The sequence below is a fragment of the Lewinellaceae bacterium genome, assembly GCA_020636105.1.
Taxonomy (GTDB): domain Bacteria; phylum Bacteroidota; class Bacteroidia; order Chitinophagales; family Saprospiraceae; genus BCD1.
In genome coordinates this window covers 665156-684324 of sequence record JACJYL010000002.1, presented here as the reverse complement: position 1 = coordinate 684324, position 19169 = coordinate 665156, and the positions used below count along the sequence as shown (strand labels likewise).

Below are 19169 nucleotides of genomic sequence, written 5' to 3'. Positions count from 1 at the left end.
GGAGGGCTAAAAAACCCGGTATACCAATATCAAACCCAGTAATACCAGGGCCGTTCCCACTATTTTTTGCAAAAAAAGTAGAGCGTCTCCGCTCATTATCCTTTTCAGCGGTCTGGCCAAAAGGATTTTCAAAATGTCGGTTGCTATGATGGTGCCAAGGATGCTGGCAAATAAGATGGAAATATCTGGCCCGGAATATTTATTGGCGGAGAATCCAGTCATAATGCTAATCCAGAAAAAGACGGCGAATGGATTAAAAGTATTGATCAGAAATCCCTTCAACCAAAAACCTAAAAGAGAGGAGTTAGGGGTGAGCGATTGGTCTTCCTTAACTTGTTCTTTGGGGCGGTGTAATAACAGCCCGGCTCCGATAAATATGAGAATTACTCCGCCAATTATTCCCATCCACAAGACAAAGCCATGACTGCCAGTTACCTGTAGCACAAAAGAAATTCCAAAATAAATGATTAGGATAAACATCAGGTCGCTCATCCAGGCACCGAGTCCCAGGAAAAAAGCGGATCGAAATCCAAATTGAATTCCTACCTGGATATAGAGAAAAATCAATGGGCCCACCAAAACGCTGAGTCCCAGTCCAAGTAAGATACCCTGCCAGATTAAATTCACGAGGATTGCATTTCCTTTTCAACAAAACTTTCCCATTCAGCGAATTGATCGGACTTCATCACCCGGGGAATTTTACTCTGGCCGTTTAGTTTGCCGATGGAACGTTGCCAATGCATGAAGAGCTCATTGGGTATAATCTTCATCTGCGGTTTTTGTAGCATGGCGTTACGCTCTGCGCGATAATCATCATTCACCAGCATAAGTTGTTCATCAAGTATTTTGGTCAAATGGGCGGCTTCAATTTTATTTTTACTGCCAATATACCATTTGTGAGCAAAATGACTTCCTGACTTAACACCGGAAACAGTAAATTCTCCAATAGAGATATCCAATAATTCCTCTGTTTTGCGAATAGCCTGGTTCATATTGTCAATGGAAAGGTGCTCTCCACAAATGCTCAGAAAATGTTTGGTTCTTCCGGTAATGATAATCTCTTTGCGTTCGACATCCGTAAACCGAACGGTATCCCCAATGAGGTATCTCCAGGCTCCTGCACAGGTACTCATCAGCAAAGCATAGTCCTGATGTTCTTTTACTTCATCGATATGGAGGGCTATGGCCGAAGGTAAAATGTTGCCTTCAGAATCGAAGTTTTCTGAATTAAACGGAACAAATTCGAAAAAGATACCACTGTTCAGAGACATCTTCATGGCGCTGGTTTCCGGCCTGGCCTGGTATGCCACAAAACCTTCAGATGCCAGGTAGGAGTCCTGGTAGATCAAAGGTTTGGCCAAAAGTTTTTCAAAACTTTTCTTATAGGGAGCAAAAGCTGTTCCACCCGTTACGAAAACGGATAGGTTGGGCCAAATATCATGTATGGTATCCAGCTTATGGTAATCGATAATGTATTCTAATGAAAGTTGCACCCATGAAGGAATACCCGTCACGATGCCAATATCCCATTTGGGCGCATTTTGAGCGATGGCCAGAATACGTTGATCCCAGTCTTTATAATGAGCGATCTCAATGCCTGGTTTGAAATAAGGTCTGATCCAAATAGGAGGGTGCTTGGCGTTTATGCCACTCAGATCCCCTACAAAACAATTTCCTTCAGGGCGGAGACTGGCACTGCCTCCGATCATGAACCAGTTTTTGAGATAAAAGCTGGCAGGGAGACCGTACTTAGGTAAGCAGGCGAAAAGCCGGAAGGCCGTTTGACGCATGGCCCGGGTCATATCGGTGGTAATGGGAATGTATTTGCTGGCAGCTCCTGTAGTACCGGAACTGAGGCCAAAATATTTAACAGTGCCTCTCCATGCAATATCCTTTTCTCCTTTTAGGCTGTGATGCCACCATTCATTGAATATTTTCTCATAATCATGAATAGGCACGGTATGTTGAAATGCAGCAATAACATCTTTAGACCCGTTTATTTCAGGGAAATCATAATGTTTCCCAAAAGCGGTGTTACCAGCCTGCCGCAGCAGTTGTTGCAGAGTACGCTTTTGTAAAGATAAAGGTGAAAAGTGTCCACGATCTAAATTTTTAACCAGTTTGGCTCCTTTTTTTAAGATTCCTTTTTTCTCTGATCCAGGCATAATCAATATGGTTTGATTGCATTTTATCCCCTTTTAAACCCGTGTTTGCAGAAAGTCAGGTTGTTGTTTTGACATCAATAGAATTGCTCTGTGCATACAAACAAACGCTTAGGAGGTACGAATTTAGTGCTAAAAAATTGAATTAAAGGTTATTTAGGCTTTAAACCTGTAAAATAAAAATCCCTGTAAAAATAGTTGCCTATTGGTTTTTTTACAAAATAAGGTCATTGGTTTTAGATAAATTAAACGGTATTACCGATAAAAAATTTGAAATTCACCTCCTTACAAGGCTCCTTTAAGTTGGTTTTATGGCAAATGGGCAACTATTTGATCGGCATCGAAAATAGGTATTGTTTGAAGGGGAAATACTTGATGAAGTTGCATTTTGGGTTAATTTTTTAAGATGATTGTTTTAATGCCTTTGGCTAACAATAATTTACTTTTCAAAATCGTTTATCAAAATTCCGGATTAATATGGCAATAGAATAATGAAAATGGTGTTCAAGTTAAGTTAGACTTTTTATGATTTTTAAACCCACAGTTAATGACGACTTTTACAAAGCGAACTACTCTTATGTTTCCAAACTATGAGCTAAACGATGCATTGAATACTTTAAGGAGGGGAGGGTTAATTTTATATCCAACGGATACGCTTTGGAGTATTGGATGTGATGCCACCCATGAGGAAGCGGTAGAAAAAGTGTTGAGTTTGATCGACTCAAAAGCTACCGTTGAGATTATTGTGGATTCTATTCCTATGTTGAAACAATACATTAAGCATTTGCATCCTCGTATTGAAACACTCCTGCTTTACCATACCCGTCCGTTGAGTATAAAATTCGGGGAGCCGGTAGGAATGGCTTCTCACATATTAAGTAGTGATACCGACATTGCGTTCAGGATTTGTCAGGATGATTACTGCCGGGAATTGATCGCAGCTTTTGGCGGCCCTCTCGCAACTTGTTTTGCCAGTTTTGATGAAAAATATTTGCCGACCACCTTCGGGGCGATAAGTTCTGAAGTCATCCAGGCCGTGGATTACGTGAGCAGGTACCGACAGGATGATAAAACTCCCGGCGAACCTTCTGTTGTGATTACCTTATCAGAGGAAGATGAGTTGGTGTTTTTGAGAGAATAACCGTTTTTTCTCTAAATACAGATCCATAAAATCCCAAATTTTGTTTTACAGCAAAATTTGGGATTTTATTTTTCGGACTATTGGATAATCTTAATCGCCTAAAAAGGAACCTGTGTGTACTGAATGTCAGTAACCCGGATGAGGATGATCAGTCATTTCAGACTTTTCCGTTGTTTTTACGACCTTGACCCCCATTTTCTGCAAAACGATTAAAGCTATAATGAAAACGATGATGATGAGCAGGAATTTCCCAAAACTCATGCCTTTTTTTTTAACTTCCTCCATGGTAGTGATTTTAAATTTTAATGTGCTTGTCCAAATTAAGAAAAAGTACAAAAATCCACTCATCCTTTCCTTAAATTCTTTGATAAACATGCTTTTAAAATTAACTTTAACGATTAATAAAAAAGCAGTGCTGCTCAGTCATGCCATTATTGTTTCACGAATATATTGATCCGGGAATAGAACTCGGAGTCTGGGAAATAAACGAAGACGAAAGCTGGTTCCTCAATGAGCTATTGCTTTACCCGGGGGAGTTGAGACAATTGAGCTTAATCAAAGGCCCCAAAAGGCTTGAATGGCTGGGGGTAAGGCATCTCGTTCATGAAATGTCGGGAAGAATAAAAAGAGGCGCTTTTCTCAAAGATGAATTCGGCAAACCATATCTCGAGCATTCGGACCATCATATTTCTATCAGTCATTCGGAAGGGATGGCAGCGGCTGTGGCCTCTCTCGTCAACAACGGGGTGGATATCCAGAAGATAGTTGGCAAACTGGTTGCTGTGGCCAGAAGAGTGATGAATCCAGAAGAATTGGCCAGTATAGTCCCAGACACCTATCTGGAACATCTGCACGTCCTTTGGGGGGCCAAAGAATGCCTGTATAAGGCTTACGGCCGGAAACAACTCGACTTCAGAAAGCATATCATGATTGATCCCTTTACCTATAAAAAAGAAGGCGGTACCTGTAGCGGTATGGTTAGGAAAGATGACCTGGAGATGCGGTTCTCTATCGTTTATCGAATTGAAAAAGAAGCGTATATGCTCGTATACGCACTGCAGGACTCAAAATAAAAAAAGTCGACACCAAAAGGCACCGACTTCACTGAATAATAACTTTGTTTTAGGTTGTCTTATGTAATGTAAATTTGTTTCATGTGAAGGAGATCACTCACTAAAGGGAACTGTGAGAAACTTCTCTTACACTGGAGTGTATAGACAATAAAAACGCCTAAAACAATTTTTTATCTATTTAAGAGATAGCCTTCAAAGAAATAATAAAGTGCAGTATTATTTTAATCGGTGAGTTTGTTCGTCAGCATACTCAAAGTTTTGGATGATGTTTTTTTTTGTATGCCATGCAAAGGTATAATTATTATTTATGAAATAAAACAATATGTAAAAATAATTCAGTCTTATTTTTTGTTTTTCACCAACAATTGTTCGTTTTTGATTGGTTTAATTCGAAATGCCGGTATATTATATTGTAGATATAAATAATATGTACGATTGCTTCGAGAGTCTTTAATGTTGATGTATGAGATGATTACGGGGAGGAGAAAGACAAAAAAGCCACCGGGACGCTGAAAATCGAATGTCAGTTCCCGATGACCCTATGATTCAAATAGTTTATAGGTTAAACAAGAGTGAATCCAATTTAGCTAAGCCAGCAAAAACGTCCGATTCTTTTGAAAAAAATCCACGGGTGTTTATTACCTTGATGTGACAAAGGTCAGCAAATATGTGGTGGAGAAAAAGCGTATTAATACGGGAAATTAATGGAGGTGAAAATACCTGGAAAAAAAAGATCAGGCAGGTAAAAATACTTGTTCGCCCCAAACCTTAGCAGATCAAATTTTCCATTGTTTAACAATTTTCGTGAACTACTTACGGAACGAAAAAAACAAATTGTCATGTTTAATCTTGTAAGTCATTTAAAATCATTACTTTATAATTTTAAATTTTAAATTTTAAATTTATCATTTTAAATTTTCCTAATGCATCCTGTCGCCCCGTAGTTCAAGTGATTTTAGTATCTCGGCTTCTTTTTCAAGGTATTCATTCCAGCGTTTGTCGGTTCTTTCGCGGCCAAAATACTTTCTGGCCAGTTCGATAAAAAGGTGGTAATGGCCTGCCTCGGCAATCATGAATTTGTGGTAAAACTGTCTTAACTCTTCATCCTCCAGTCCAATGGAGAGCAGACGGAAGCGTTCGCAGCTTCTGGCCTCGATCAAGGCACAGGTGAGCAGCCTTTCCAGGAGGCTGTTGTCGCGGTTACCGCCCTTTTCCTGGAAGGCCAGGAGTTGCTTGACATATTCGTCTTTGCGTTGCTTGCCCAGTTGCAGGTTGCGCTTTTCCAGTTCATGCAGGACCGATCTGAAATGCCCCCATTCTTCTGTTACCACCGGGGCCAGCTCAGCGACGAGCTCTTTGCGGTCCGGATAGAGTTGAATGAGCGAAATGCAATAGGTGGCCGCCTTTTGTTCACAGTAGGCGTGATCGGTTAAAACTTCTTCCAGTTCCATCTCGGCCAGGTTTACCCACCGGGGGTCGGTGGGAAGCTTGAGGCCTAGCATTTTTACTTCTTTCATGTGTTACATTTGTTCTTTAATCATGTGCCTTGAAAATCATCTCAACCTCATGTTTTAAGGCTTATCATCCCATTATCAAAGTATCGTAGGACTATAATTTTTCAATCCTGCTCCAGGCAATCCAGCTGGCTTTGGAAAAAATCGAGTTGAAAGACCTCGTATTCTTCATAACCACTGCTCCAGAACACCCGGAAAGCATCCACCTCATCTTTTTCCAACAGACCCAACTGCCCCCTGTCAATAGGATAATGAACCCGGTAGGTGAGGAGTTGAGTTTTCGTATTATAACTTCCCCGGTCCATTTTGCCGGAGAAAAGATTCACAAAGTTCCCGTTGAGCATTTTGATGGTGAGCACACTTCCTTTCTCAATAAACCCGTAGGCTTCCCTGGCATTGGGATAAGCAAAGGTGAAAACCAGCGTCAAATACCGGAAACCGCCCCCGATGGAAGTGAGGAATCCTTCACAGCGAAGATATTCTTTATCTTTCAGGTAAGGACGCAATCGTTCGTCGGTATAGGTGAATAATACCTGCTGCTGCACGTCTCTGCGCGGACGCCCTGTACGTTCGTCATTCCCTTCAAAAACAATGCTGCAGGGTGGTGGCGGTGGATTTAAGATCAGGTCGTCCTTTTTTGAATCGCCCGTATAACTCTCTGTTAGGGGGAGGATATTCTGGTAGTTCTGGCCGGAAATTTGGCGCTGTTCCGTGGACAACAGGGATTGCCTTTTTTTAGTATCCTGGTTTTCGAGGTAGGCTTCTACATAAGCCCCTTTTGCGGTCATTTCCTTAGCTCGTTGGGCGCCTTCCATGGCTTCCCGGGCTTCCAGATCGGTGGACAATTCTGTTTTTTTGGCAGCCTCCAGCCGGATCCTGATTCGCCGGATCTCTTCCTGGTCGGGCCCCGCATCGGCCATGGCATTCGCCAGTTCTTTTTCGATGTTCAGGCGTACCTCTTTGGCTTGTTTGGATCTTTCGGACGCAATGTCGGCGGCATCTTTTGCCAATTGTGATTTTCGAACGGCAATTTTGAGAATATCATTTTCCGTGATGGATACGTAGCCTTCCAAAGGAGCAATGGTGCCGTCATAAATGGGGAAAGATTGTTCTGATCCTGCATTTTGCCGGCCGTGCAAGGACCCCGGATCCTCACTGCCAAAATCAGAAAAATACTGCCATGAGCCATCCGGCCAGACAATGATCTTCTCCCCCTGGTCGTTTTCCCGCATTTCCTGACCGAAAATGGGGCTAAAAATGAGACTTAGCAGAAGGCTTAATAGAAGTTGACGTGAAAATTTCATATATTGCATTTTATATATTTGATCCCGGAAGGCATCTTGAGAAATCCCGAAAAATGGTGCGGTGCCGGAAGACCTTAATCACAAAAATAACCATAAATGACTAATCGATATTTTATTCCAGTCTTTTTTATAGCCATATTTTTCTTTTTTTCCTGTAAGGATAAAAGAAACCAGACTGCTTTTGATCCTGAGACTTATTTCAAAAAGTTAGACATTCAATATCCGGATACCTACAAAGATACGAGTATTGTGGATGACTTTTTCGGTATGAAGGTAATGGATCCATTCAGATGGCTGGAATATAACTCTCCGTCGACCGATAACTGGATCAATCAGCAAAGAAAACTGGAGGCGAGTTACCTGAAAAAGATTCCTTTCAGGGATACCATTGCGCGACGGCTGGCTGAATTGTGGAACTATGAAAGGTTCTCTTCCCCGGAGAAGCACGGGGATTATTATTACGCCTTTAAAAATGACGGACTCCAAAATCAGGACGCCCTCTACCGGATGAAAGATATTTTCGATGCGCCTGAATTGGTCCTGGATCCCAATATTTTTTCTACCGACGGAACGGTGGCCATGGGGGAGTACAGTTTTTCAAAGGACGGTTCTCTCCTGGCATTCCAGGTAACCGAAAGCGGCTCTGACTGGCGAACCATCCGGGTGATGGATATGCGGATCAAAAAAATGCTCACCGATACGATCAGGTGGGTTAAATTTTCAGGAATTTCCTGGTTTAATGATGGATTTTACTACAGTCGGTATCCGGCGGTGGAAGGGGGGAATGCCCTGACGGCGGTGAATGAGTTCCACCAGTTATTCTATCACAAGGTCGGCACCCCCCAGAAAGAAGATGAACTAATATTTGCCGACCGCTTCAATGCCAAACGTAACGTTTATGCCGGAACGACTAAGGATGAGCGATTCCTGTATCTCTCGGTAGTGGAATCCACCAATGGCAATGCCCTGTATTTTCAGCGGTTGAATTCCGATGAGGTCTATTTTGAACCCATCGTGGAGGATTTTGATCATGATTTTGAGGTCGTGGGGAACATGGGCGAAAAACTATTGGTGAAAACAAATCATAGTGCTGCCAACTCCAGGTTGATACTCGTAAGCACCGCACATCCGGAACCGGGATATTGGGAAGAAGTGATTCCCCAATCGGATGATATGATGCTTGATGTCAAACAGGCAGGGGATAAAATTATCGTCTCCTACCTGCACAATGCCTCTTCCCAGCTCAAGATATTTGATGCAAAGGGAGTTTTGCTGAATACCGTCGCCCTCAGCGGCATCGGAACCGTAACGGACATCACCATGGGAACAGATAACGACGAAGTGTTTTACAGTTTTTCCACCCTGGTGCAGCCCGAATCTATTTATCACCTGGACCTGAAGGATTACAAAAACGAATTGTACAAAGCACCGAAGACGAGCTTCAACAGCGAAGATTACGTCATCAAGCAAGAGTGGTACCAAAGTTATGACCGGGAGAAAATTCCGATCTTTATTGTGCATAAAAAAGACTTCAAGCCAAATGGAGATGCGCCAACATTGCTGTATGGTTACGGAGGGTTCAACATTCCCATCCTGCCGATGTACAATGTCACGCGGCTGAATTTATTTTCCGTGGTGCTGGAAAACAATGGCGTTTGTGCGGTGGCCAGCCTTCGCGGGGGAGGCGAATTCGGGGAACGATGGCACAAGGCTGGGATGCTCAAGCGCAAACAAACCGTCTTCGACGACTTCCAGACGGCAGCAGAATACCTCATCGCCCAAAAATACACTTCTTCCGGAAAGCTGGCCATCTACGGTCGCTCCAACGGCGGACTGCTGGTAGGCGCCTGCCTCACCCAGCGTCCTGACCTGTACAAAGTGGCCATCCCTGCGGTGGGCGTAATGGATATGTTACGTTACGAAAAATTCTCCATCGGCTGGGCCTGGGCTGCTGAATACGGCTCTGCCTCAGACGAAGATCTATTCGACTATTTGTATTCCTATTCCCCTTTACACAATGTGGATACGGTCGCTTACCCGGCCACCTACATCACCACTGCCGACCATGATGACCGGGTGGCACCGGCGCATTCCTTTAAGTTCGCCGCGGCCATGCAAAATAAACAAAAAGGAGACGCCCCCGTCCTCATCCGCATAGACAGCAGTTCAGGTCATGGTGCCGGTAAACCAACCACCAAGAAGATCAACGAAGGGGCGGATATTTTGTCATTTATGTATTATAATTTGAGGGTGAAACCGTATTGACCGTTACATTTTCAGGAGTTTTTCTCTAAATAAAATTCCTTTTGGGTATTTTACTATGCCACAACATAGAACACATAGCCTTTGGAAAGCAGTGTCTTTGTGTACTTTGTGCCTATGTGGTTCTTTTTAACACATAGCAACATAGAACACATAGCCTTTGGAAAGCAGTGTCTTTGTGTACTTTGTGCCTATGTGGTTCTTTTTAACACATAGCAACATAGAACACATAGCCTTGCGAAAGCAGCCTTGATCTCCCAAACTTTTTTTAATATAAAAAAGATCGATGGTTGTTGAAGTATATTGTACCACAATTAGTCAAATTTCCCAGGGCACAGAAGTTTGTATTAGCTGATAGGATACAAAATCAGCTTACTGATATTTTAGGGATGTTGATAGGGGCCTATTATATAGACCGAGAGAAAAAAATACGTAGCGCATGCTTTAGCTTGCCTTTTGCGGTACCCAGAACCACAGAACCTGCCTCCTGCGTCTGCAGGCAGGTAACGAATGTCGAAGTTTTCCTGATTTAAATATGACTATTTATTAAAGTCGCCGGAGCAACTAATATTTTGAACAATGACCAAGTTCATAAAATGAATTGCATAAGTTCCTCAAAACACTTATCTTTAAAAATGGTTATTCTAATAAAAATCTCCCAATTTCCCCTATTTTTGCGCCCTAACAAACACGCATGATCTTTCTCTTCGACATAGGCTTTTTACCGATCCGCATCTGGGATGTCCTCGATATTCTTATCGTAGGTTACCTGCTGTACCAGTTGTACAAACTGCTGCGGGGGAACATTGCCTTTAATATTTTTATCGGTGTATTGATGCTTTACGTCATCGGGTGGCTGGTGACAGAGCTGAAAATGGATATGCTCTCTGCCATCCTCGGCACCGTGATGAATGTCGGGGTGATTGTCATCATCATCATTTTTCAGCCGGAGGTGCGGCGCTTCCTGCTCTTCCTGGGCGACAGCACCATCAAAGGCAGGTTTAAATTTGTGGATCGGTTCATCAACCGCAATTTTCAGAACGGGGAGCAGGATATCACTTTTATCAATACGCTAAAGGCTGCCATCAAGCGGATGAGCCGCCAAAAAACGGGGGCCCTCATCGTCTTGAGAAGAAACCTCTTCCTGGAAGGTATCATCACCGCCGGTGCACCACTGGATGCCATCATTTCAGAACCATTGATCGAAAGTATTTTTAGTAAAGAAAGTCCCCTGCACGACGGGGCAGTGATCATCAATAACAATAAAATTGAAATGGCCAGTTGTGTACTGCCCGTCTCAGAAAGCTCGCGATTGCCTAAAAGCGTCGGCTTGCGTCACCGCGCCGCCGTGGGCATCACCGAACGGGCCGGGGTAGCGGTTTTTGTCGTCTCCGAAGAAACCGGGAGCATCTCCTTCGCCTTCGGCGGAAAACTCGAACGGAAATTGAGCGATGAACGCCTAGGGGTGCTGTTGGAAGACCATTGGGTGTGAGCTTGATGCTGGTTGCTTGTTGCTGGTTACTCGTTACTGGTTGATGTCTGGTTTTCTTTTGTTGGGTCCAAATGGATAAATAAGGGAGTGTAAATTTGTTTTTCAAAATCTATTTCGATTTGCATTGGTAGTGGTTTCTATTAAAACAAAGCCGTATCTTTGATAAACGATTATATACCATTTGGTTCAAGCTATTTTAGGCATTGACAATTGACAAACCAGCAACCAGTACCGAGCAACATGTTAGCAAAAACGCATTACTTTTCTTCTTTCGGATGTTTTGAAATCAAGGGCAGCGAACTCGGTATTCAATCGGTACGCTTGTCCGATAAAAAACCATGTCCGGCAGGGCCGATCCCTGAAGAATTAAGGGAATGTGTGGTGCAGCTGGATCTGTATTTTAAAAGGCAATTGCAGGAATTTGACCTCAAGCTTGATTGGGGCGGGGCTACTGAATTCAATATTTCCGTCTGGAAAGAACTCCTGAAGATCCCTTACGGCCATACCACATCCTATTCGGCCATTGCGGAAACGCTAAAAAATCCAAAGGCAGTACGTGCCGTGGGCCTGGCCAACCGCAACAACCCGATCGCCATCATCGTACCCTGTCATCGGGTCATTGGTAAAAGCGGCGACCTCCAGGGCTACTTTTACGGCCTCGACATGAAGCGCAGGCTGCTGGAACTGGAAAATCCCATGAGTTTTGCCCGGCAGGGCAGTTTGTTTTAGGGAAGTAAGTGGAATTTCGCTTCACTCCATTTAAACAATCAACAAATTCGTAATCTCCGGAATAAAAACCTTAAAGTCTTCCACCAGGTTTTTGAAGGAAGGCAGGCTTTTTTGAGCATCGGATAATTGTTCTGTCGACTCTTTCAAGGTAAGGATGAGTTCTTTTTTGGTGATAAGCTCGGACCGGTAATTGGCTAACCCGATGAGCCACGGAATGACCGGAAGGTAATTGGCGCGCGCCTGGTAGATTTTGTCTTTCTCCGGCAATTTGTATTTTCTGGCCAAATTGAGCAGTTTCATGTGATTCTTTCGAAACAACAGGGTCTCCAGGTAAACGCTAAAGAAAAGGTGCCACCGGAAGCGGAGCACTTCTTTCTCATAGGCTTTCAAAAAAGTATCGGCATAATTTTCCGCATTTTTGGAAAGATTGTTGCTGTTAAGCGCTTTGATGTAAAAAGCGACATAACCGATCTTGTTATGAAAATTTTTGGTCACTTTCATCTCCGGCGCCGCTTTGCGCATCAGTTTCAAGGCTTCTTCGTTTCGGTGCTGGCGAAGCAATACGGCGCATAAATTGTTTACATAAAAAATGTAATCATGATTCTTTTTCCGGATGGAAAGATAACCGTAATAGATGGCCAGGTCATATTCATTGAAGCGGCTGTGCAGCAGCAGACGGTTGTTGTAATAATTCAGTAAAATGCGTTTGGAATAAAAAAAACCCTGGGTGAATTTTTCGTCGAGGTAATTGAATTTTTCCAGGAGCAGGCCAAATTTGTTGTAATTAAAACCAATAAAACTCAACCTGATCAGGGCCATGTAACGGTTGAGTCCATCCATGGATTCGTCTGAAAAAACCTGGTTGAGCCATTCTTCCCATTGTTTGGATTCGGCAACGCTGTTGGAATATTGCTGAACGATATCCTGGGTGGCCTGGTGCATTTGTTCATTCACGGCCACCACACGAAGGTATTGGTCTTTGTGTTCGGTGAGAAAATGGTCCGTAATCGCATGATCCTCATACCGGAGACGGATGAGGAGAAAATGATCGTAGGAACGAACCAATTCATAAAACTTGGTGAAATAGGCAATGGGATGCCGGTGATTCCTGATCGCCTTAAGCAGTTGTTTTTCTTCTTTGAGGTGGATGGAATCTGTCATGATCTTGCGTTCCATCTCAATGATCCATTCAAAAAAGGCATCCACATCAATAGCATTTAAACGGTCAGTGATCCAGTTTTTCAGGTTGGAAAACTTTCGCTTGTCGATGGTGTCGTCGTAGGGCGTAAACTGGTCAATGTTGCGGCAATTGTAATCCACTTGCTTGAGAATGGCCAGTTTTTCTTCATCCACAAACTGCTGGCTGCTCAATAAAAAAGCAGTCTCGTGCGGCAACAGGGTATTGGCAAATTCTGTAAATTTTTTAAGCTTGCTTCTCATAGCGCGTCAATGGGTCCGCCCGGCATTATTTTTGGATGGTTTAAAAATGAAATTGTCCACCCTAAAGAAACGATTTTTTTTGATAAAAAAATATTCCTTTTCGCTCTGTTATCCTTTCAAAAAATCCTTTACCGCCTGGTTGAATATTTCGGGTTGTTCAAATTGCACAAAATGTCCTGCTTTGTCAACCATGATGAGTTGGCAGTCCGGGATTTGTTCTGCTCCTTCTTTGGCATATTTTTCAGTGGCCCCTCCGTTGAGATAACGGTTTGGGATGAGATTGTCCTGTTTTCCAAAAAGGGTCAGCACCGGTTGTTTGATTTCTTTAAGGTGATCAAAAACGGGAGCGTCGACCATGCCTTTTACATTTTCCGGGATGATATAACAATACCAGCCAAAGTCTTCCGCCGACCGCATTTCGATCCGGTCTTTGATCATAAACTCGGCATCGGCAGGCATATCGTAAAAATTAAAGGCGAGGTTTGATTTGATCGCCTCAACAGGAGTAAGTTTGACGAGATCAGGGGTGAAAACTTCCCTGAACCATTGTCTTTGTCCTTTGTTGAAGCGTTCAAAGCCTGCAGGAGCCGCGAGGATGAGTTTGTCGATTTTGTCGGGATAAGCCAGGGCTGCAACCACACCGATCTGCCCGCCCATGGAATGCCCGGCGACCACCACATTGTGGAGTTCAAGGGCGTCGATGAAATCAGCCAGAACCCTGGCGTAAAACTGCATGCTACCGTCGTATTTGGCCTTGCTGGATTTGCCATATCCCGGCAGGTCGATGGCTATACAGCGAAAATCATTTTTCAAAACGCTGATATTTTTCTTCCAGGCAGGCATATAACTGCCCAGGCCGTGCACGAAAATAATGGTTTGGGCTCCTTTGCCTTCATCGGCATAGGCTACTTCTATATCCCCCTTAAGCCGCACCTTTTTTACCTCGTATGGATAGTTGAGTTCATCAAAAGATTTCAGAGGGACAATGGATTGCTGAAATCCACAGGAGCTAACGAGGAGTCCGATAAACAGGATAAAAGATATTTTTTGCATCTGATTAGATTTTTCGCATTAAAACATGAGCCATTTGAAACCAATAAAACTGGTCCATGGATTGATGGGCCTTTCGGAATTGCCGCCATTGACCAGGGAGCTGTCATAAAAATCACCCAGCCACGCATAGGCCGAATGCCATTCCAGGGTCATAAAAGGACCCAATTGATAACTCAGGCGGGCATTGGCTTCGAGCCCGATAGATTTGCCTCCTCCAATAGGATTGGCTACGCTCATCGCCCAGGCGCCGCCCACTTTGAAACTGAATTTATGGGGAATGATCGCCTTGCTGTAATTTGCCGTTCCGCCCAGCACGCCATATCCCATATTGGAAAGGTCCGGCACCAGCGCCCAGTATCGGTTGATTACGTTGCCGTGGGGAAAGATCAGGTAAGCACCATGACCGATGAAAATAGCTCCCGGGGTACCCCAGGTATTGCCGGTGATCACGCCGGAGTATTTGTCATCTGTGATCCCGTTTTTATCCCCTGTGGTATAAATCGCATCGATCCAGGCGATATCATCAATGGTCTGTCCATGGCGGTAACCAAACCGGAAGTTCGTCGCCAGTCCTGCGATCGAAGGCCCTTTGTTAAAACCACTGCCCTTGTCCAGTTGGATGGCTCCAAAATTGGCATTGGCAAATCCATTGGCAAAAAAGCGGTGCATCATATAATCCTCATTGAAACTGAAATAGGTGCCCAGCCAAAGAACGTCTGCCTTGTACGCGGAACCGGCAAATGGGAAACGATAGGTTCCGTTGTAGGCATTGAGGGTGGCGTTCAACCCCTGTCCGAGGATAGAAGGCCCGCCTTCGCCATTGGCACGATCCCTGACATAATAAAGGGATCCTCCGAGATTCCAGCGTAACCCCAGCTGATGCTGGTACGAAAATTCACCGAGGATGACATCGTCATTTTCATTGGTGTTGTTTTCGTACAACTGGTAAAATCCGGCTTTCCATTTGTAGAAATCAGCATCCCGGCGCACATTTACCCCGACGGCATCGGATCCCCAGTAGGAGAGGCGGTAACCGGTGACCAGCATTTTGTCAAAATAAGTGCGGTAAGGGTTATGAGGGGAGTCGAAAAGGCGCATGAGGCCCAGGTTGACTGCCCAGCCGGATTTTGGGATGAGTTCCAGTTCTATGTTTTGGGTTTGAATATTCACCTGGTCGGCAGAAAAAGCCGATCCTCCATTGCCCCCGGTGCCATAGGAAACATCTCCCCAGGTCCAGTCGATCTCAAGGGAAGCCCTGAAGATAGCCTTACCGTTGAAGAGTTTGGGCTGGTAAATAAAAAAAGGCAAAATACGCTGCTCCGCGTACCGTGGATGCAGGCTGTCGGAAGTGGTTGTGGTATTGGAACCAAAAAGTCGCCCAACGATCTGTCCTTTGAGCAGGTCGTTTTTGGGGTATATGTTATTCGCCACCCCTTTGGTAAAGAAAAAGGCGAGGAATTGAAATTCTTTGTTGGCTTTTTGAGGCAGCTCTTTGTCAAAGGTTTCAAGAAATTCTCCACCTTCCTGGGCGTTGAGGTGGAAGATGAATAAAAACAGGACGGGAAGTAATAAAAGCCTCTTCATGGGTTAGCAATTTTATGTTTTGTCCGGAAGGAAAGCGAAATTCAGCAGGCAAAAAATACCGTGCCTTAGCCCTTCGAATCTCCCGGGGGACGGAGATCCGAAAGGCCATGGCGCAGTAAAATCATTTAATCAATTTTTTCGTATTTCTGAACATTCCAGGTAGAGAAAGTGCCTCCGTTGGTACTACCGAAACCTGCCGCTGCGGTAGGTGGTGTATAACCCAGGTCCGGTTCGGTTTGCAAAACTTCGTAAGTCATCAGGTTGCCATCTACAGAGATTTCGTAGATGCCGGTGGCCGTCAGCGAACTCGGTGTGGATTGGTTCAGGATGATATCCCAGATATTGCCGAATCCGGATTTGGATTGGGTGTAATTGCCCTCCAATACGGTCATCACCCCTCCTGAAAATTGTTCAACACGGTAAGTAATCAGGTCAAATTCAACGTAAATGGAATCGACATTGAACGGAGCACCTGCCAGTAAGAGCGCTATGTTGGCGCCTGAAGATTGCCATTTTGTTTTCTGAACGCCCTCCGGACAAGGATCGCAGGAACCTCCGCAATCAACGCCCGTTTCATCACCGTTCATAATACCGTCATCACAGGTAGGACAGGCAGCACAATCACCACCGCAGTCAACACCAGTTTCATTTCCGTTTTGAATACCATCAGAACAGGTGGCACCATCGTCTTTATCACAGCTGGTGGAAGTAACCATCACAGTGCCCGCGAGGGCAAATAAAAGCAAGAAAATTTTAAAATTTTTCATGATTATCAAGTTTAGGAAGTTAAATATATATTATTCAGTTATTAAAGTTATTTCGTTGTCATGGGGCCATTTTCAGCCCATGTTTTCAATGCCCTTTTATCCAGTTTGCCGGCATCGTTTTTGGGTAGCTCATCCAGAAAGTCCACGGATTTAGGTACTTTGAATCTTGCAAGTTTTTTTTTGCAATAAGCGATTACTTCTTCCGGCTGAATCTGAGCGCCTTTGTGTTTTACAATAAAGGCTTTACCCGTTTCCCCCCATCGCGGATCAGAGATTCCGATTACGGCAACGGCCGACACTTCCGGCATTTCCAGGATGATCCGTTCCACTTCAGCGGGATATACGTTTTCCCCACCGGAGATGTACATATTCTTGATCCTGTCCACCACATACAGATAACCTTCCTCATCCTGGCGAACCATATCCCCGGTATGAAACCAGCCGTTTTCAATGGTTTTGGCGGTAGCTTCCGGATGGTTCCAATACCCGGGCGTTACCATTGGCCCTTTGAGCAGCAGCTCTCCGGCTTCATTCGCGGACACTTGCTTTCCTCGGTCATCCACAATTTTTATGCGGACATAAAAATTGGCTCTTCCAATGGAACCTTTTTTCCTTACGGCGTCATCCTGATGCAGAGAAGTCAGGTTGGGACCCACTTCGGTCATACCGTATCCCTGACGTACAGGAACGCCTTTGGCCTGCCATTTTTCTATGAGGGGAATAGGCATGGGTTCACCCCCTACGATCAGGTAATACATTGCGCTGAAATCTGCCTGGTCAAACCCCGGCGATTCAGCGATCATCTTCAGCATGGTAGGGACGGCCATGAAAATGGTGGTCTTTTCACTTTCCAGCAATTCCAGCACCACATCAGGGTCGAATTTTTTAACCAGGCAGGTATAACCGCCATGATGTAAAAAAGGCGTCAGCAATACGTTCCATCCACCGGTATGAAAAGGGGGCATGACGTTGACGGTACGGCTTTCTGAATTGACGATCAGACTCATGGCCGTGTTGATGCTGTTCCAGAACAGCATTTTATGCGAGTAGATGGCTCCTTTCGGGAAGCCGGTGGTGCCGGCAGTATAAAGGATGAAAATGGGGTGATCTTCCTCCAGAGGAACCATTTCGAAAGCAACCTCTTTTGTTTGGGTTGACAGAGGATTGCAAAGGTCCATAAGGGATTCGATTGACCATTTTCCGGGAATGGTATTGTATTTTTCAGCACCTTCGAGCAGGTGCTGGAATTTTGTCTCACTGATTACCATTTTTGGGGAGGAGTCTTCCAAAAGATAATCAATTTCGGCAGACGTTAAACGATAATTGAGTGGAACCAGGGTGCAGCCGTTTTTTTGGGCAGCGCCAAACAGGAGGATATATTCAAGACAGTTTTCTGCCAGAATAGCGATGCGATCACCTTTGGCAATACCAAAATGGGATTGAAGATGATGAGCAAGACGATTGCTCATCCGGTTGAGGTCTCCGTAACTTAGGGCCCTCCCCGTTTCGTATTCTTTAACAGCAATTTTGTCCGGGCTGTATATGGCCCACTGATTTATCCAATCCTGATTTTGAACCATCATAATATAGTGTGATTAAGTACCATTTCGTATTGTACGGCTTCCGTCAGGTCTTTGAGGTTAAAATGTCCGTAGGGTGTTGAGTTATATGCTTTTTGTCCTGTTTGTCCGGGAAGCTTACAGGTATTTTTCCCGTAAACGATGCAATTGTATCCTACAATCTGATCCACACTCGACCAAATACTGTAACGATAGGCGCCTTCAAAACCCGAGGTGGCATTCAGGTCTACGAGGTAATCCGAAACGCCATAGGGGCCATACCAACCCCACAGGTAACCCGGGTAAAATCCGTTTACATCATCACAAGTAGGTGTCGAGCTGGCGTAATAGCAATTGGTGAGTCCCTGGTTGGCTCCTGCTATGCCAACAAAGACATCAATCGATCCTGTAATGGAAGGCCCGATATAATAGGAGCCTCCGTCATTTGGATCGTAGCCATATCCGCCTTTAACGGCCTTCCGGCAAAGGGTCACTCCCATGGAATGGGAAATAATATCCACTTTTGAAGCCCCCGTATAATCGAGTACAGCTTCGATGAAAGCGCGAATTTTGGTCACGTTTTCTTTCGAGTGGTAATTATTGGCCGAACTAAACGGATTGGCGTCTCCCCAGGTAATAGCATACAATTCAGATTGGGTGTACCCGTGGGCAAGAAAATAATTCAGGGAGTTGGTCCAGCCGCTTTGTCCATAAACGTTTCCGACAGCCTTATCGCTGTTGCCATGGATAAAAATCACCGGTTGTTTATTTACCGGGGTGCTGTTGTTGACCTTCCCACCGTAGCTGTCTCCATTGATATCACTGCGCGAAAAATTATAGCCGCCATAACCATTGGCATTGAGCCAGTTTTGAAAATGTACTGTGAGCGTCGCGTCATTTGGGACATTGCGGTCCTGGGAGGGTTGGGATACGAGTTGTGAAATGTCGTAATGGTCCAACACCGGCTCTGCCTCATATTGGATGGTTTGATCGAGTTCAGGGCCTTGCTTTTCAGGCGTACTTTCTTTTTGACAGGCAAAAGTGAAAGCGCCAAGGTAAAGCAGCATGAAAAAACGTTTGATTGGGAGG

Annotated in this window: 16 protein-coding genes; 5 read left to right on the top strand and 11 right to left on the bottom strand. The window is 44.5% G+C overall.

The window, feature by feature from the left end; genetic code table 11:
• Nucleotides 1-6: 6 nt before the first annotated feature.
• Nucleotides 7-627, bottom strand: a complete 621-nt coding sequence (locus H6571_19940) for a LysE family transporter (GenBank protein MCB9326021.1) — start codon at nt 625-627, stop codon at nt 7-9.
• A complete protein-coding gene (locus H6571_19935; GenBank protein ID MCB9326020.1) occupies nt 624-2165 on the bottom strand; it encodes a GH3 auxin-responsive promoter family protein in 1542 nt (513 codons plus the stop codon). Before H6571_19935 ends, H6571_19940 begins: the two co-directional genes overlap by 4 nt.
• A 544-nt stretch (nt 2166-2709) precedes the next feature.
• Between H6571_19935 and H6571_19930 the strand changes: the two genes are divergently transcribed.
• On the top strand, nt 2710-3303 hold the full coding sequence (locus tag H6571_19930) for a Sua5/YciO/YrdC/YwlC family protein (protein MCB9326019.1): 594 nt from the start codon (nt 2710-2712) through the stop codon (nt 3301-3303).
• A gap of 126 nt (nt 3304-3429) precedes the next feature.
• Here H6571_19930 and H6571_19925 read toward each other — a convergent pair whose 3' ends face one another.
• Nucleotides 3430-3588, bottom strand: coding sequence for a hypothetical protein (locus H6571_19925; GenBank protein ID MCB9326018.1), 159 nt, complete (start codon nt 3586-3588; stop codon nt 3430-3432).
• Between the two features lie 140 nt (nt 3589-3728).
• On the opposite strand from H6571_19925, the gene H6571_19920 reads away from it, so the two are divergent.
• On the top strand, nt 3729-4376 hold the full coding sequence (locus H6571_19920; GenBank protein MCB9326017.1) for a 4'-phosphopantetheinyl transferase superfamily protein: 648 nt from the start codon (nt 3729-3731) through the stop codon (nt 4374-4376).
• A 920-nt stretch (nt 4377-5296) separates the two neighbouring features.
• On the opposite strand, the gene H6571_19915 is transcribed toward H6571_19920, so the two are convergent.
• Complete coding sequence (locus tag H6571_19915) at nt 5297-5893, bottom strand: tRNA-(ms[2]io[6]A)-hydroxylase (GenBank protein MCB9326016.1); 597 nt, start codon at nt 5891-5893, stop codon at nt 5297-5299.
• Between the two features lie 101 nt (nt 5894-5994).
• A complete protein-coding gene (locus H6571_19910) occupies nt 5995-7194 on the bottom strand; it encodes a hypothetical protein (GenBank protein ID MCB9326015.1) in 1200 nt (399 codons plus the stop codon).
• 96 nt (nt 7195-7290) lie between these two features.
• Between H6571_19910 and H6571_19905 the strand changes: the two genes are divergently transcribed.
• The 3 genes from H6571_19905 to H6571_19895 all read left to right on the top strand — a co-directional run bounded on the left by H6571_19905 (nt 7291) and on the right by H6571_19895 (nt 11677).
• Complete coding sequence (locus tag H6571_19905; GenBank protein ID MCB9326014.1) at nt 7291-9459, top strand: S9 family peptidase; 2169 nt, start codon at nt 7291-7293, stop codon at nt 9457-9459.
• Nucleotides 9460-10150: 691 nt separating this feature from the next.
• The gene (locus H6571_19900; GenBank protein MCB9326013.1) at nt 10151-10948 is read left to right on the top strand and encodes a TIGR00159 family protein; all 798 of its coding nucleotides are present in this window, start codon (nt 10151-10153) and stop codon (nt 10946-10948) included.
• Between the two features lie 240 nt (nt 10949-11188).
• The gene (locus tag H6571_19895; protein MCB9326012.1) at nt 11189-11677 is read left to right on the top strand and encodes a methylated-DNA--[protein]-cysteine S-methyltransferase; all 489 of its coding nucleotides are present in this window, start codon (nt 11189-11191) and stop codon (nt 11675-11677) included.
• Nucleotides 11678-11707: 30 nt separating this feature from the next.
• Here H6571_19895 and H6571_19890 read toward each other — a convergent pair whose 3' ends face one another.
• The 6 genes from H6571_19890 to H6571_19865 all read right to left on the bottom strand — a co-directional run bounded on the left by H6571_19890 (nt 11708) and on the right by H6571_19865 (nt 19147).
• Nucleotides 11708-13117 carry a hypothetical protein gene (locus H6571_19890; protein ID MCB9326011.1) on the bottom strand — a complete coding sequence of 470 codons (1410 nt, stop codon included), beginning with the start codon at nt 13115-13117 and terminating at the stop codon, nt 11708-11710.
• A 108-nt stretch (nt 13118-13225) separates the two neighbouring features.
• Complete coding sequence (locus H6571_19885; protein ID MCB9326010.1) at nt 13226-14170, bottom strand: alpha/beta fold hydrolase; 945 nt, start codon at nt 14168-14170, stop codon at nt 13226-13228.
• 18 nt (nt 14171-14188) lie between these two features.
• The gene (locus H6571_19880) at nt 14189-15754 is read right to left on the bottom strand and encodes a hypothetical protein (protein MCB9326009.1); all 1566 of its coding nucleotides are present in this window, start codon (nt 15752-15754) and stop codon (nt 14189-14191) included.
• A gap of 125 nt (nt 15755-15879) precedes the next feature.
• A complete protein-coding gene (locus tag H6571_19875) occupies nt 15880-16521 on the bottom strand; it encodes a hypothetical protein (protein ID MCB9326008.1) in 642 nt (213 codons plus the stop codon).
• Between the two features lie 47 nt (nt 16522-16568).
• Nucleotides 16569-18101, bottom strand: coding sequence for a long-chain fatty acid--CoA ligase (locus H6571_19870; GenBank protein ID MCB9326007.1), 1533 nt, complete (start codon nt 18099-18101; stop codon nt 16569-16571).
• Nucleotides 18101-19147, bottom strand: a complete 1047-nt coding sequence (locus H6571_19865) for a lipase (GenBank protein ID MCB9326006.1) — start codon at nt 19145-19147, stop codon at nt 18101-18103. The genes H6571_19870 and H6571_19865 overlap by 1 nt, the downstream gene beginning before the upstream one ends.
• Nucleotides 19148-19169: the final 22 nt, after the last annotated feature.

What these genes read in the sequence shown, in the direction of transcription:
- H6571_19935 (MCB9326020.1), bottom strand. Translation starts at nt 2,165, where the DNA reads ATGCCTGGATCAGAGAAAAAAGGAATCTTAAAAAAAGGAGCCAAACTG.
- H6571_19930 (MCB9326019.1), top strand. Translation starts at nt 2,710, where the DNA reads ATGACGACTTTTACAAAGCGAACTACTCTTATGTTTCCAAACTATGAG.
- H6571_19925 (MCB9326018.1), bottom strand. Translation starts at nt 3,588, where the DNA reads ATGGAGGAAGTTAAAAAAAAAGGCATGAGTTTTGGGAAATTCCTGCTC.
- H6571_19920 (MCB9326017.1), top strand. Translation starts at nt 3,729, where the DNA reads ATGCCATTATTGTTTCACGAATATATTGATCCGGGAATAGAACTCGGA.
- H6571_19915 (MCB9326016.1), bottom strand. Translation starts at nt 5,893, where the DNA reads ATGAAAGAAGTAAAAATGCTAGGCCTCAAGCTTCCCACCGACCCCCGG.
- H6571_19910 (MCB9326015.1), bottom strand. Translation starts at nt 7,194, where the DNA reads ATGAAATTTTCACGTCAACTTCTATTAAGCCTTCTGCTAAGTCTCATT.
- H6571_19905 (MCB9326014.1), top strand. Translation starts at nt 7,291, where the DNA reads ATGACTAATCGATATTTTATTCCAGTCTTTTTTATAGCCATATTTTTC.
- H6571_19900 (MCB9326013.1), top strand. Translation starts at nt 10,151, where the DNA reads ATGATCTTTCTCTTCGACATAGGCTTTTTACCGATCCGCATCTGGGAT.
- H6571_19895 (MCB9326012.1), top strand. Translation starts at nt 11,189, where the DNA reads ATGTTAGCAAAAACGCATTACTTTTCTTCTTTCGGATGTTTTGAAATC.
- H6571_19890 (MCB9326011.1), bottom strand. Translation starts at nt 13,117, where the DNA reads ATGAGAAGCAAGCTTAAAAAATTTACAGAATTTGCCAATACCCTGTTG.
- H6571_19885 (MCB9326010.1), bottom strand. Translation starts at nt 14,170, where the DNA reads ATGCAAAAAATATCTTTTATCCTGTTTATCGGACTCCTCGTTAGCTCC.
- H6571_19880 (MCB9326009.1), bottom strand. Translation starts at nt 15,754, where the DNA reads ATGAAGAGGCTTTTATTACTTCCCGTCCTGTTTTTATTCATCTTCCAC.
- H6571_19875 (MCB9326008.1), bottom strand. Translation starts at nt 16,521, where the DNA reads ATGAAAAATTTTAAAATTTTCTTGCTTTTATTTGCCCTCGCGGGCACT.
- H6571_19870 (MCB9326007.1), bottom strand. Translation starts at nt 18,101, where the DNA reads ATGGTTCAAAATCAGGATTGGATAAATCAGTGGGCCATATACAGCCCG.
- H6571_19865 (MCB9326006.1), bottom strand. Translation starts at nt 19,147, where the DNA reads ATGCTGCTTTACCTTGGCGCTTTCACTTTTGCCTGTCAAAAAGAAAGT.